Consider the following 13196-nt stretch of genomic DNA (forward strand, 5'->3'; position numbering starts at 1 on the left):
GCGGGCCGTCGCGCCATCAGCGCGCCGGGCGCGGCACGTGCTTCTCCCAGGTGCGGTGGAACACGATCTCGTCGCCGTCGCGGCACACCAGTTCGTCCGTTGCCGTGAAGCCGGTCACGTCGCAGGCGGCGGCCGAGCGGGCCTCGATGCGGACGTCCCAGCCGAGTTCCGGCCGGTGGAGGCGGATCCACCAGGTGGTCTCCGCCAGGGCGGAGAGCGGATCGTCCTGCTGGATCGCGTACGTCTCGTGGGCCTCCTCCGTGTGTTCGAGGCCGTCCGGGTGCACATGGGTGCCGCCGCTGTGGGGCGTCGCGTCGAGGGTCCAGAGCCCGGCCGTCACGTCACGGGTGAGCAGCAGGCGCGGAGGGTCGCCGTCGAGGGTCTGCGGGACCGCGACCGCGGCCGGCTCACTGTGCTCGGGTTCCGCGAACACGCCGCTCACGCCGGTCGGTTCGCGGACCGGCAGGTCGAGGCGCGAGCCCGCCGGGTCGAGGGTGAAGCCCGCCGCCTCCGGATCCGGCCAGAGCCACGGCCAGTACGCCGAGGAGACCGCGAGCCGGATGCGGTGGCCAGGCGCGAAGGTGTGCCCGGCGAGCGACAGGTCGAAGGACACGTCCTCCGCCGTGCCGGGGCGCCACGCGAGCGCCCGCCGACGGCCCGCCGGCGCGGCGAGGTCCAGGGCACCGCGGGTGACGAGTGTGGAGGCGCCGTCCGGTGCGATGTCGCAGAGCCGGGCCACCACGTGTCCGTGCGGTGCCTCCAGGCGCAACCACAGGGTGACCCGTGGCCGTCCGAGAACGACGACCGGTGTGCCGCCGACCGGGAAATCGAAGCAGACCGACCGGGCGTCCTCCTCCCGCTGGTCGGGCGGCAGGTCGGCGGGGTGGCCCACCGGGCACGGCCCGCCCGCGTCCGTCCCCGTGTGCTGCGGGGAGCGCACCGGCACGGGGTCGCCGGCCGGTGTGTGCGGAACGACGGTGACGTGCGGCGACGGCCAGACGTCGTCCCCGGTCCACCGGCCAGGACCCGGTGCGGACGGCCCGAGCCGGCAGCGCAGCAGGGGCTCGGCCAGCACGCCCGTGTCCCGGTCCCTCAGCCACTGGTCCCACCAGCGCAGCGTCTCCTGCAGGAAGCCGATCCCCCGCTCGGGGTCCCGGTCCGGGTACTGGCGCGGCCACGGACCGAGCAGTCCACGGACCCGGTCCGCCGGCAGTTGCTCCACGAGCCGCAGCACGGTGTCGCGGGCGGGGTCGTGCAGACCGCTCACCGCCAGTACCGCCGCCCGCACCGCGTCGGTGTCGTCGCGGATCCCGGCGCTCCGCCAGTACACGTCGCGCAGCGGATGCTCCGACCAGTCGGGAACGGCGGGCCGGATCGCCTCCAGCCGGCGCAGCCACATGGTGCGCCACGCGTCGCCGGTGTGCAGCGGGTCCGGCGGCCGGGCGGCCTGCGCGAGCCGGGCGGCGGAGCGTGAGTGCAGCGACCGGCAGGTGAGCGATCCGCCCAGGAAGGGCCCGTCGGTCTCGTACGGGTCGTCGCTCGCGCACACCGCGACCACGGCCCGCAGCGGCGGCGGTGCGAGCGCCGCGATCTGCAGCGCGGTCCGGCCGGCCGGGCCGATGCCGATCATGCCGACCCGGCCGGTGCACCACGGCTGCCCGGCCAGCCACTCGACCACCGCGACACCGTCCGCGAGCTCGGCCGCGTCGCTCTCGCCGCCCGGCGCCCCCTCGCTGTTCCCGTGTCCGCGCACATCGACCCGGACGGAGGCGTAGCCGTGGCCCGCGTACCACGGGTGGCGCTCGCCGTCGCGGACAACCGTCGCGTCGCTGAGCCGGTCCGCGGCGTACTCGAGCAGGGCGGGCACGGGCTCGTCCGTCACCGGCCGCCACATCCGCGCGTACAGCGCGATGCCGTCGGGCAGGCGGACGCGGACGTCCTCGTGAGCCGTCTCGAACGGGAAGTCTGTGCGGATACGCATGGCTGAACCTCGGTGGCGCGGCCCCGCCGAGGGGTCGGCGGGGACCATCACGGGTACGGGCGAATGCCCCTGTTCCAGGTCATTGCGGCTGATCACGAACATACCGGGGGTGGCGGGAAGGCGCTCATGGTGATCGAAAGGCGACCGGATACGCTGACTTGAGTGAATCCAGCGACACATCGACAATCCGTGTGATCGTCAGCAGACAGGAGACCCCCTCGTGACCGTCGTCGGGCCGTTCGGGCTGAGCGTGCGGGACCAGGCTCTTGAGGCCGATGTCCAGACCGGATTGTCGGCTGTCGAGGCGGGCCTGCTCGATGCCACCAAGAGCGAGGTTCCGTTCATCACGGAGGCCGCGCAGCACCTCGTACGGGCCGGCGGGAAGCGTTTCCGCCCGCTGCTCGTGATGCTGACCGCCCAGTTCGGCGACCCGCATGCGCCGGGTGTCGTGCCCTCGGCCGTCGTCGTCGAGCTCACCCACCTCGCGACGCTGTACCACGACGACGTGATGGACGAGGCCGACGTGCGGCGCGGCGTGCCCAGCGCGAACACCCGCTGGGGCAACTCCGTGGCCGTCCTCACCGGCGACTTCCTGTTCGCCCGCGCCTCGCACATCCTGGCCGACCTCGGCCCGGAGGCCGTGCGCATCCAGGCGGAGGCGTTCGAGCGGCTGGTCACCGGGCAGATCCTGGAGACGGCGGGCCCGCGCGACGGCCGCGACCCGGTGGAGCACTACCTCGACGTGCTGGCCGGCAAGACCGGCTCGCTGGTCGCCGTGTCCTGCCGCTTCGGCGCGATGATGTCCGGCGCCGACGAGCGCGTCGTCGACGTCCTCACCCAGTACGGAGAGCGGCTCGGCGTCGCCTTCCAGCTCGCCGACGACGTCCTCGACATCGCTTCCGACTCGCACGAGTCCGGCAAGTCGCCCGGCACCGACCTGCGCGAGGGCATCCCGACGCTGCCGGTGCTGCACCTGCGGGCCGCGGCCGAGGCGCACGGCCGTCCCGAGGACCTGGAGCTCCTCGCCCTGCTCGACGGCGACCTCAGCGACGACGAGCGGCACGCAGAGGTGCTGCGCCGGCTGCGCGAGCACCCGGCGCTGGAGCAGGCCCGGCAGGACTCCGTCCGCTACGCCGAGGAGGCGCGGGCAATGCTGGGCCCGCTGCCCGACTGCTTCGCGAAGGCGGCGCTCGAGGAGCTGTGCGACGCGGTGGTCCACCGCGCCGGCTGACGGGCCCGGACTCCTGGACCCGGTGCGGTCCGGTTTCCTCGACCCCTGCCGTCCGGCTCCCGACCCCTGTGGTCGGGTTTCCTCGACGCCTGCTCGCCCCTTGTCGTCCAGCCCTCTACCCCCGCCGTCCGGTTCCCTCGACCCCTACGGGTCGGGGGACTTGGGGGCCGGCGGTGTCATACCGGAGGGGTACACGGTTTTGCGCCCGCGGGTTGACGCTTCCGCCCGGCCGTTTTGGTCAGATGGTGATGACCACACGGCCAACCACGGAGGTAGGGCACACCATGGCACCGAACGACAGCGCACACTCCACCGATGAGGCCGAGGGCCTCGCCGTGGGGCGCCGCAAGGCCTCCCGCTATCTCGTCCCCTTCGTGGTGGCCGGGGTCGCGGCGGGGACCATCGGGCTCGTCCCGGCGCTCGCCGACTCCGGTGACCCCGATCTGCCGAAGATCACCGCGCAGGAGCTGATCGAGAAGATCGCCGCGTCCGACACCGAGCAGCTCTCCGGCACCGTGAAGATCACCACCGACCTCGGGCTCCCCGCGCTCGACGCGCTGGGCGGCTCCCTGGCGGGAGCGGCCGGCGGCGAGGGCGGCGCGGGATCCTCCGCCGACCCGCAGGCCCAGCTGGCCGAACTCGCGTCGGGCACACACACGCTGCGGATCGCCGCCGACGGTCCCGACCGGCAGAAGATCTCCGTCCTGAAGGACTCGGACGAGTACAGTCTCATCCGCAACGGTGACGAGATGTGGGGCTACGACAGCGCCTCGAACGAGGTATTCCACGCCGAGGGCAACGGCACGCGCAGGGGCTCCGGTGAGCAGGAGAAGCGTCCCGAGGACCTGCCGGCCACGCCGAAGGTACTCGCGGACGAGGTGCTGAAGGCCTCGGAGGGCACCACGTCGATCACCGTCGGCGGCACCGCCAAGGTGGCCGGCCGGGACGCGTACAAGTTGGTCGTCAAGCCGGAGCAGAAGGGCTCGACGGTCGGTGCGGTCACCATCGCGGTGGACGCGAGGACCGGCACTCCGCTGAAGTTCACCCTGACGCCGAGCAGCGGCGGCAAGGCCGTTGTCGACGCGGGCTTCACCAAGGTCGACTTCTCCCGGCCCGCCGCGTCGACCTTCGACTTCACCCCGCCCAAGGGGGCGAAGGTGACGGAGGACAAGGCCGACGAGACGGTGGGCGAGAAGCACGCCCGCGAGGAGTTCGAGGGCGGCCTGGAGCACTTCGCCGGACCGCAGGTCATCGGTGAGGGCTGGACGTCCATCGCCAAAATCGAGGCACCCGGCGGAGCGGACGCCAAGGCTCCGGAGAAGGGCGATGTCCCGGCCGAGGCCCAGCAGTTCATGGACGCGCTCGGCGACAAGGTCACCGGCAAGTTCGGCTCGGGCACGGTCTTCAGCACCCGCCTGGTGAACGCCCTGATGACGGACGACGGCACGGTCTACGTCGGCGCGGTCACCAAGGACGCCCTGGTGAAGGCCGCCAACGAGGACAGCTGAACCGAAGGGAGTGGTGAGCCCCGCCGTACGCCGCGTACGGCGGGGTGCCTGCCACCGGCGAGGACGTCGGCGCGGGGCCTCGCTTCTCCGGCCTCGCTTCTCCGGACCGCCTCGGGGTCGTGTGCCTCGGCCCAGTGCCGTCAGAAGGTGAGCCTCCAGCTGTCGATGTAGCCCGTGTCGTACCGGGCCACGTCCTGCACCCGCAGCTTCCAGGCGCCGTTGGCCGCCTCGGAGGAGGCGTCCACCGTGTAGGTCGTGATGACGTCGTCGGCCGAGTCGCTGCTGCTGGAGTTCTTCAGCCGGTACGCGGTCCCGTCCGGCGCGACGAGGTCGATCACCAGGTCGCCTCGCCAGGTGTGCTTGATGTCCACGCCGACCTTGAGCCCGGCCGGGGCGTTGCCCGAGCGGCCCGAGACGGTCACGGTCGAGGTGACGGCGGCTCCCGCGTCCGGGACGGCCACGTCGGCTGTGCTCTCGTAGAAGTCACCGGGCGGGACGGTCGTGCCGGCCGACAGGGCCCAGATCGCGTGGGCGACGGCGTCGCTGTTGCGGTCCAGTGCGGTGTCGTTGATGTTCGACGTCGTGTCGCAGGAGGAGTGGTAGCAGCGGTCGAAGGCCTGGCCGGCGGTGCCGCCCCACTTCTGCGCCTGGGCGCTCGTCTTCGTCCTGCTCGCGCCGGTGAACAGGCCGCCGACCGGTATGCCCGCGTTCTTGAACGACGCGTGGTCGGAGCGGCCGTCGCCTTCGGTCTCGATCTCCGTCGGGACGCCGAGCCCGGTGAAGTAGTCCTTGAAGGTCTGCTCGATCACCGGGTCGTCGTCGTAGACGAAGTAGCCGGGGTTCGGTGAGCCGATCATGTCGAAGTTCAGGTAGCCGGAGATCTTCGAACGCTCCGTCGCGGGCAGGTTGTTCACGTAGTGCCGTGAGCCGACAAGGCCCAGCTCCTCCGCACCCCACCAGCCGAAGCGCAGGTGTTTCGCGGGCTGGAGCTGTGCGCGGGAGACGGCGAGCGCGGTCTCCAGCACGGCGGCCGAGCCGGAGCCGTTGTCGTTGATGCCCGCGCCCGAGCTGACCGAGTCGAGGTGGGCGCCGGCCATGACCGTCTTGTTGGCGTCGCCGCCGGGCCAGTCGGCGATCAGGTTGTAGCCCGTCGTGCCGTTGTACGTGAACTGCTGGATGGACGTGGTGAATCCGGCCGCGTCCAGCTTCGCCTTCACGAAGTCGACGGAGGCCTTGTAACCGGGCCTGCCGTGTGCCCGGTTGCCGCCGTTGGCGGTGGCGATGGACTGGAGTTCGGTGAGATGCGCCTTGACGTTGGCGAGCGGTATGTCCGGCGCGGCCTGGGCGGCTGCGGGTCCGCTCGGTGCGGCGGTCGCCGCCGGCGCGCCGGCGGCGAGCAGCCCGGCGAGGGCGAACGCGGTGGCCGCGAGCGTGCGTCTGGGAACGGAGAGGTTCATGTGGGGGCTCCGGATTCCGTACGGGGATGGGACGGAACGTGCGTGACGCCCCGGACCGGCGGGGTCCGGGGCGCTGGAGCTGGATGTGCGCTGCGCGTGTGCTGTGCGTGCTGAATGGTCAGCGAGGGGCTGACATACCGTCAAGGGCGGGAATCCGACACGTATGTTCGCATGGCGAACGGTTGAATGCCCCTCAAGCGCCCGTCAATCGCCTTCCCGGCCCCTCCGACTCCCCTCACTGGACGCAGAATTCATTGCCTTCCGGGTCGGCCATCACCACCCACTCCCCACCCTGCTCCCTCACCTCCCGTACGACGGTCGCCCCCAGCCGCCGCAGCCGCTCCGTCTCCGCGTCCCTCGTGCCGGGCGCGGCGTGCACGTCGATGTGGACCCTGTTCTTCCCGGTCTTCGCCTCCGGGACGCGCTGGAAGAGGATGCGCCGCCCCAGTCCGGCGCCGCTGTTCTCGTCGCAGGGGTCGTCCGGATGGCGGACGGCGGCCAGATCGCGCCATGCTCGTCGGCCGCGCCGTTCCACGGTGGCCTCGACCGGCGCGCCCCCGTGCGCGAGGACCTGCTCGATCAGCCGGCTGTTGTCCTCGACGAGATAGCCGAGGGCGTCGGCCCAGAAGTCCGCCTGCGCGTGCGGGTCCGCGGCGTCGATCACGAGTTTCCAGTGCAGTGTCATGGCAACCGGTTATAGTGGTTACGTGGGTGACGCTGCAACGGAAACGCCGGGACTGCTCCTGCGGACAGCGGAGGGACGCCCCTACCGCTTCGACGCGGGAGCGCTGTGCCTGGAGCTGCTGACCACCGGGGGACCGGGGGAGTTCGCGCGCTACGAGGTGCTCGACGAGCCGGGCGGCCTGCTGCACTGGGTGGCGGCCAGCCGCCTGACCGGGGGTCTTCGCCTGGACGTCGACGACGCCGCGATCGCCGAGATCAGGCGGCTGAGGGACGCGCTGTGGCGGATGGCCTGCGCCCGGGCGCACTCCCGGGAACCCGACCCGGCCGATGTGGCGACGGTCAACGCGGCCGCCGCCGAGCCGTCCCTGGCCTTCGGTATCGCCGCCGACGGATCACGGCAGTGGGCACCGGGCCCGGCCCCTGTGTCCCAACTGCTGTCGACCGTCGCGCGCGACGCCGTGGAGCTGTTCACCGGGCCGTACGCGCACCGGGTCCGCGAGTGTGCGACGCCCGACTGCTATCTGCTCTTCGTCGACACCTCGCGCCCGGGCCGCCGCCGCTGGTGCGCGATGGAGCACTGCGGCAACCGCAACAAGGTCAGGGCGCACCGCTCCCGTCACGCGAAGGGAGACGGATCATGACCACCGGGCTGACCAAGGACGCGGGCTGGGAGATCGGCGTCTCCAGGACGCTGCCCCTGGCGCCCGCCGCCGTATGGGACTTCATCGCGAGCGCCGAGGGGGTGGCGCTGTGGCTGGGCGACGGCGTCCGGCTGCCCACGCGGAAGGGAGCGGCGTACGAGACGACCGACGGCATCACGGGCGAGGTCCGCTCCTACCGTCCCGGCGACCGCATCCGCGTGACCTACGGCACGAGCACCGTGCAGGTCGCGGTCTCCGCCGCCCGGTCGGGGAACGGGGCGGTGCTCCGCTTCCACCAGGAGCGCCTGGCCGGCGCGGAGGAGCGCGAGCGCCGCAGGGCGCACTGGCAGGCGGTGGCCACCGAGGTGATGGCGGCGCTGGGGGTGGATGAAGGCCGGGCATAACAAGCTGTGGCCGGGGTCCTGCGTCGTCGAGTCGGTCGGCGGGGCACCGCTGTCGATCGTGAAGCAGTACATCGAGCAACAGAATCAGCCTTGGTTTGCCGAGGGCCAACAGCGCGGACCCGTGCTTAGGGCCAAGGCCAGAGCGGGCCAGGGAATCGCCTCACCTCCGCCCTGAAGGGCGGAGGACTGCGAATGGTTCCGGTAGCACCGGTTCACCGGGGGCGGCCCGCGCCCAGAAGCGGAGCTGAGCCGTTCGAGTGCTGATTGCGTTCTGCTGGGCGTGTCCTGTTGCCATGGCCCGGCCGGGATCGGCTCAGGTGGTCCGCTCGGGCCGCGGCTCGGGGCAGGGCGCGACCGCGGCGGTCGCGGTGCCCGCGGGGGCGGGTGCCTCGACCGGGCCGGTGGTCGTGGCGGGGCCGGCAGTCGAGGGGACGGGGCCGGTGGTCGTGGCGGGGCCGGCAGTCGAGGGGACGGGGCCGGTGGTCGTGGCGGGGCCGGCAGTCGAGGCATCGGGGCCGGCAGTCGTGGCCGGACCGGTTGTCCTGGCGGGACCGCCGTCGGCCGCGGGTGACCGCCGGGCGGACTGCGCGACCTCGGCCGCGAGGCGCAGGGCACGCGCCTTCGTCCGGTGGGCGGTCCTCAGCGCGTCCCACGTCAGGCACGTCAGGGCGAGCCACACCAGCGCGAACCCGGCCCACCGCTCGGCGGGCATCGCCTCGTGGAAGTACAGGATGCCGAGCAGGAACTGGAACATCGGCGCCAGATACTGCAGCAGCCCCAGCGTCGACAGCGGCACCCGGATGGCCGCGGCCCCGAAGCAGACCAGCGGCGCGGCCGTCACCACGCCCGTCGCGGCGAGCAGCGCCGCATGGCCCCCGCCGTGGAAGCCGAAGGTCAAGGTGCCGTTCGCCCCCAGCCACAGCAGGAAGCCGAGCGCCGGCAGGAACTGGATCGCCGTCTCGGCCGCCAGCGACTCCAGGCCGCCGATGTTCACCTTCTTCTTCACCAGCCCGTACGTGGCGAAGGTGAACGCCAGCGTCAGCGAGATCCACGGCGGCCTGCCGTAGCCGACCGCCAGCACCAGCACCGCGGCGAAGCCGATCCCGACGGCGGCCCACTGCGCCGGCCGCAGCCGTTCCTTCAGCAGTACGACGCCCATGGCGATGGTGACCAGGGGGTTGATGAAGTAGCCGAGCGAGGCCTCGACGACTTGGCCGGCGTTCACGGCCCAGATGTAGAGGCCCCAGTTGACGGTGATCACCGCCGCCGCGAGGGAGATCAGCGCCAGCTTGCCGGGCTGCCTGACCAGTTCGCGGACCCAGCCCCACTGCTTCAGGGCCAGCAGCGCGACTGCCACGACGGCCAGCGACCACACCATCCGGTGGGCGAGGATCTCCAGTGCTCCGGAGGGCTTGAGCAGCGGCCAGAAAAGGGGGACCAGGCCCCACATTCCGTAGGCACCGATCCCGTACAGCAGCCCTGTCCGCTGGTCGTTCTCCGACGTCACTGCCCCTCCTGCCCTGTGCACGCGTTCCCTGAAGAAGGTACGCGCGCGAGGGCGGGATGTCATGCCCGTATCGCCATACGGTCATGACGGATCGTGTCCGTCCAGGGGTGAGGTCCCAGGGGTGAGGTCAGGCGTTGGCCAGCGCCGCCCGCGACCGTCTTGGCGAGCGGTGTGGTGGGGCCGCCCGGCCAGCCGCGCCAGGTCGCCGGTGGTGCGTCCCAGCAGCCCGCGCCCGATGGCGCGGTCGACGTCGACGAGGATGCGGGCGAACGGCTCGGGCACGCCCGCGCCGGTGAGGATGCCGAGGTGTGTCTCGGCCGGGACCTCGGTGTACGACATGGTCCGGCCGGTCTGGCGTGACAGCTCGGCGGCGTACTCGGCCGGCGACCACGCGGTGTCGCCGCTCAGCTCGTACGCCGCGCCCAGGTGGGCGTCGCCCGTCAGCACCGCTGCGGCCGCGGCCGCGTAGTCGGCGCGCGCGGCCGAGGCGATCCGGCCTTCGCCGGCGCTCCCGACGACGGTGCCGTGCTCCAGGACGGTGGCCAGGCCGGCGGTGTAGTTCTCGGTGTGCCAGCCGTTGCGCAGGAATGTGTACGGCAGCAGCGGGTCGCCGAGGTGCAGGCGGCCCGAGCGGCGTACGACGACGCGAAGGCGCGCGCCGCGGCCTCGGCGTGACGCTGACCTGCGCAGACGAAGGGGCCGGGAGCGCTGCTCCCGACCCCTTCGTACGGACGCGGGGTGTCAGCCGACGACGGTCCAGGTGTCGTTGCCGGCGAGGAGCGCCGCGAGGTCACCCTTGCCGTCTCTCTCGACCGCCGTTTCGAGCTGGTCCGACATGAGCGTGTCGTACACCGGCCGTTCGACGCTGCGCAGGACACCGATGGGGGTGTGGTGCAGCGTGTCGGCGTCGGCGAGACGGGAGAGCGCGAACGCCGTCGTGGGGCTCGGACTGTGGGCGTCGTGCACGAGGATCCTGGACTCGTTCTCCGCGGTCACCCGCACCACCTCGAGATCACCGGTCTGCTCGTCGCGGACCACGCCCTTGGACAGCTCGGGGCCGAACCGGATCGGCTTGCCGTGCTCCAGCCGGATCACCGCGTCCTCCGCCTGCTCCTTGTCCTTGAGGATCTCGAAGGCGCCGTCGTTGAAGATGTTGCAGTTCTGGTAGATCTCGATGAGCGCGGTGCCCTGGTGGTCGGCGGCCTGCCGCAGGATCTCGGTGAGGTGCCTGCGGTCGGAGTCGATGGTGCGGGCGACGAACGACGCCTCGGCACCGAGGGCCAGGGAGACCGGGTTGAAGGGCGCGTCGAGCGAGCCCATCGGCGTGGACTTGGTGATCTTGCCGAGCTCGGAGGTTGGGCTGTACTGGCCCTTGGTGAGACCGTAGATCCGGTTGTTGAACAGCAGGATCTTGAGGTTCACGTTGCGGCGCAGGACGTGGATCAGGTGGTTGCCGCCGATGGACAGCGCGTCGCCGTCCCCGGTGACGACCCAGACGGACAGGTCGCGGCGGGAGGAGGCCAGCCCGGTGGCGATGGCGGGGGCGCGGCCGTGGATGGAGTGCATCCCGTAGGTGTTCATGTAGTACGGGAAGCGCGAGGAGCAGCCGATGCCGGAGACGAAGACGATGTTCTCCTTCGCGAGGCCGAGCTCGGGCATGAAGCCCTGCACGGCGGCGAGGATCGCGTAGTCACCGCAACCGGGGCACCAGCGCACTTCCTGATCGGACTTGAAGTCCTTCATGGACTGCTTGGCCTCGGCCTTGGGCACCAGCGACAGCGCCTCAGTCATTGATGGCCTCCTTGAGAGCTTCTGCGAGCTGCTCCGCCTTGAACGGCATGCCGTTCACCTGGGTGTAGCTGTGCGCGTCGACCAGGTACTTCGCCCGGATCAGGGTGGCGAGCTGGCCGAGGTTCATCTCCGGTACCACTACCTTGCGGTAACGCTGAAGGGCCTCCCCGAGATTCCCCGGGAAGGGGTTCAGGTGGCGCAGATGGGCCTGCGCGACGGGCAGTCCCGCGGCGCGCAGACGGCGCACGGCGGCGGTGATCGGCCCGTACGTCGAGCCCCAGCCCAGCACCAGGGTGTGTGCGCCGTCCGGGTCGTCGACGTCGATGTCGGGGACCTCGATGCCGTCGATCTTGGCCTGGCGGGTGCGGACCATGAAGTCGTGGTTGGCCGGGTCGTAGGAGATGTTGCCGGTGCCGTCCTGCTTCTCGATGCCGCCGATGCGGTGCTCCAGGCCGGGCGTGCCGGGCACCGCCCACGGGCGGGCGAGCGTGCGCGGATCGCGCTTGTAGGGCCAGAAAGCCTCGGTGCCGTCCGCCAGCGTGTGGTTCGGACCGGTGGCGAACTGGACGCGCAGGTCCGGCAGCTCATCGGTCTCCGGGATGCGCCACGGCTCGGAGCCGTTGGCGAGGTACCCGTCGGACAGCAGGAACACCGGCGTCCGGTAGGTCAGGGCGATACGGGCTGCGTCGAGGGCCGCGTCGAAGCAGTCGGCCGGGGTGCGCGGGGCGACGATCGGCACGGGAGCCTCGCCGTTGCGCCCGTACATGGCCTGCAGCAGGTCCGCCTGCTCGGTCTTGGTCGGCAGACCGGTCGAGGGGCCGCCGCGCTGGATGTCCACCACCAGCAGCGGCAGCTCCAGCGACACCGCGAGCCCGATCGTCTCCGACTTCAGCGCCACACCGGGACCGGAGGTGGTGGTCACCGCCAGCGCACCGCCGAACGCCGCGCCCAGCGCCGCGCCGATGCCGGCGATCTCGTCCTCGGCCTGGAAGGTGCGCACGCCGAAGTTCTTGTGCTTGGACAGCTCGTGCAGGATGTCCGACGCCGGGGTGATCGGGTACGACCCCAGGTACAGCGGCAGATCGGCCTGCTTGCTCGCGGCGATCAGGCCGTAGGACAGGGCGAGGTTGCCGGAGATGTTGCGGTACGTGCCCGTGGGGAATGCGCTGGTGGCGGGGGCGACCTCGTAGGAGACCGCGAAGTCCTCGGTCGTCTCGCCGAAGTTCCAGCCGGCGCGGAAGGCGGTGATGTTCGCCTCCGCGATGGTCGGCTTCTTCGCGAACTTCGTCCGCAGGAAGGACTCCGTGCCCTCGGTGGGCCGGTGGTACATCCAGCTGAGCAGCCCCAGCGCGAACATGTTCTTGCTGCGCTCGGCCTCCTTGCGGGACAGGCCGAAGTCCTTGAGCGCCTCGATCGTCAGCGTCGTCAGCGGCACCGGGTGGACGTGGTACGCGTTCAGCGAGCCGTCCTCCAGCGGAGACGTCTCGTAGCCGACCTTGGCCATCGCGCGCTTGGCGAACTCGTCGGTGTTGACGATGATCTCGCCGCCGTGGGGCACGTCGCCGATGTTGGCCTTGAGTGCCGCCGGGTTCATGGCGACCAGCACGTTCGGCGCGTCGCCCGGAGTGAGAATGTCGTGGTCCGCGAAGTGCAGCTGGAAGCTGGAGACACCCGGAAGGGTCCCGGCGGGGGCCCGGATCTCCGCGGGGAAGTTCGGCAGCGTGGACAGGTCGTTGCCGAACGACGCCGTCTCCGAGGTGAACCTGTCACCCGTCAGCTGCATGCCGTCACCGGAGTCACCCGCGAAACGGATGATCACCCGGTCCAGTCGGCGGATTTCCTTGTCGCCCGCAGGCCTGCGTGGCTCACCGACGACGGCCTCATGGCCCCCGTTGACCTCGTCGGCCTGTCCGGCCGGGCTACTGACCTGGCTGGTCACTGAACTGGACCTCCCTCGAGGCGGTTCCTCGGGGCGGCCGGTCGACCGACCGT

Annotated in this window: 10 protein-coding genes and 1 pseudogene; 4 read left to right on the forward strand and 7 right to left on the reverse strand. The window is 71.5% G+C overall.

Features of this window, described 5'->3' with window-relative positions; all coding sequences use genetic code 11:
• Nucleotides 1-16: 16 nt before the first annotated feature.
• Nucleotides 17-1981 (reverse strand): CocE/NonD family hydrolase, encoded by a 1965-nt coding sequence (locus ACH5AF_RS19595; RefSeq protein WP_398902892.1) that lies wholly within the window; start codon nt 1979-1981, stop codon nt 17-19.
• Nucleotides 1982-2201: 220 nt separating this feature from the next.
• On the opposite strand from ACH5AF_RS19595, the gene ACH5AF_RS19600 reads away from it, so the two are divergent.
• The gene (locus ACH5AF_RS19600; protein ID WP_398902893.1) at nt 2202-3212 is read left to right on the forward strand and encodes a polyprenyl synthetase family protein; all 1011 of its coding nucleotides are present in this window, start codon (nt 2202-2204) and stop codon (nt 3210-3212) included.
• 284 nt (nt 3213-3496) lie between these two features.
• Entirely contained in the window at nt 3497-4720 is a 1224-nt protein-coding gene (locus ACH5AF_RS19605; RefSeq protein WP_398902894.1) for an outer membrane lipoprotein carrier protein LolA, read from the forward strand.
• Nucleotides 4721-4860: 140 nt separating this feature from the next.
• On the opposite strand, the gene ACH5AF_RS19610 is transcribed toward ACH5AF_RS19605, so the two are convergent.
• Both ACH5AF_RS19610 and ACH5AF_RS19615 read right to left on the reverse strand, forming a co-directional pair.
• On the reverse strand, nt 4861-6177 hold the full coding sequence (locus ACH5AF_RS19610) for a M28 family peptidase (protein ID WP_398902895.1): 1317 nt from the start codon (nt 6175-6177) through the stop codon (nt 4861-4863).
• Nucleotides 6178-6412: 235 nt separating this feature from the next.
• Nucleotides 6413-6862, reverse strand: a complete 450-nt coding sequence (locus ACH5AF_RS19615) for a VOC family protein (RefSeq protein ID WP_398902896.1) — start codon at nt 6860-6862, stop codon at nt 6413-6415.
• On the opposite strand from ACH5AF_RS19615, the gene ACH5AF_RS19620 reads away from it, so the two are divergent.
• The gene (locus ACH5AF_RS19620; protein WP_398902897.1) at nt 6861-7502 is read left to right on the forward strand and encodes a CGNR zinc finger domain-containing protein; all 642 of its coding nucleotides are present in this window, start codon (nt 6861-6863) and stop codon (nt 7500-7502) included. The two genes, ACH5AF_RS19615 and ACH5AF_RS19620, sit on opposite strands and share 2 nt — an antisense overlap.
• Nucleotides 7499-7906, forward strand: coding sequence for an SRPBCC domain-containing protein (locus ACH5AF_RS19625; protein WP_398902898.1), 408 nt, complete (start codon nt 7499-7501; stop codon nt 7904-7906). Before ACH5AF_RS19620 ends, ACH5AF_RS19625 begins: the two co-directional genes overlap by 4 nt.
• 313 nt (nt 7907-8219) lie before the next feature.
• On the opposite strand, the gene rarD is transcribed toward ACH5AF_RS19625, so the two are convergent.
• The 4 genes and pseudogenes from rarD to ACH5AF_RS19645 all read right to left on the reverse strand — a co-directional run bounded on the left by rarD (nt 8220) and on the right by ACH5AF_RS19645 (nt 13143).
• Nucleotides 8220-9413, reverse strand: a complete 1194-nt coding sequence (rarD, locus tag ACH5AF_RS19630; protein ID WP_398902899.1) for an EamA family transporter RarD — start codon at nt 9411-9413, stop codon at nt 8220-8222.
• 149 nt (nt 9414-9562) lie between these two features.
• Nucleotides 9563-10022: pseudogene (locus ACH5AF_RS19635) on the reverse strand (KR domain-containing protein); the annotation flags it as partial.
• Nucleotides 10023-10154: 132 nt separating this feature from the next.
• On the reverse strand, nt 10155-11204 hold the full coding sequence (locus ACH5AF_RS19640; RefSeq protein ID WP_398902900.1) for a 2-oxoacid:ferredoxin oxidoreductase subunit beta: 1050 nt from the start codon (nt 11202-11204) through the stop codon (nt 10155-10157).
• Nucleotides 11197-13143, reverse strand: a complete 1947-nt coding sequence (locus ACH5AF_RS19645; RefSeq protein WP_398902901.1) for a 2-oxoacid:acceptor oxidoreductase subunit alpha — start codon at nt 13141-13143, stop codon at nt 11197-11199. The genes ACH5AF_RS19640 and ACH5AF_RS19645 overlap by 8 nt, the downstream gene beginning before the upstream one ends.
• Nucleotides 13144-13196: the final 53 nt, after the last annotated feature.

The organism is Streptomyces sp. NPDC018833 (assembly GCF_044390825.1).
GTDB lineage: Bacteria > Actinomycetota > Actinomycetes > Streptomycetales > Streptomycetaceae > Streptomyces.

Excerpts from the sequence above, each read along its gene's own strand:
- ACH5AF_RS19640 (WP_398902900.1), bottom strand. The coding sequence starts at position 11,204 with ATGACTGAGGCGCTGTCGCTGGTGCCCAAGGCCGAGGCCAAGCAGTCC.
- ACH5AF_RS19595 (WP_398902892.1), bottom strand. The coding sequence starts at position 1,981 with ATGCGTATCCGCACAGACTTCCCGTTCGAGACGGCTCACGAGGACGTC.
- ACH5AF_RS19605 (WP_398902894.1), top strand. The coding sequence starts at position 3,497 with ATGGCACCGAACGACAGCGCACACTCCACCGATGAGGCCGAGGGCCTC.
- ACH5AF_RS19610 (WP_398902895.1), bottom strand. The coding sequence starts at position 6,177 with ATGAACCTCTCCGTTCCCAGACGCACGCTCGCGGCCACCGCGTTCGCC.
- ACH5AF_RS19615 (WP_398902896.1), bottom strand. The coding sequence starts at position 6,862 with ATGACACTGCACTGGAAACTCGTGATCGACGCCGCGGACCCGCACGCG.
- ACH5AF_RS19620 (WP_398902897.1), top strand. The coding sequence starts at position 6,861 with ATGGCAACCGGTTATAGTGGTTACGTGGGTGACGCTGCAACGGAAACG.
- ACH5AF_RS19625 (WP_398902898.1), top strand. The coding sequence starts at position 7,499 with ATGACCACCGGGCTGACCAAGGACGCGGGCTGGGAGATCGGCGTCTCC.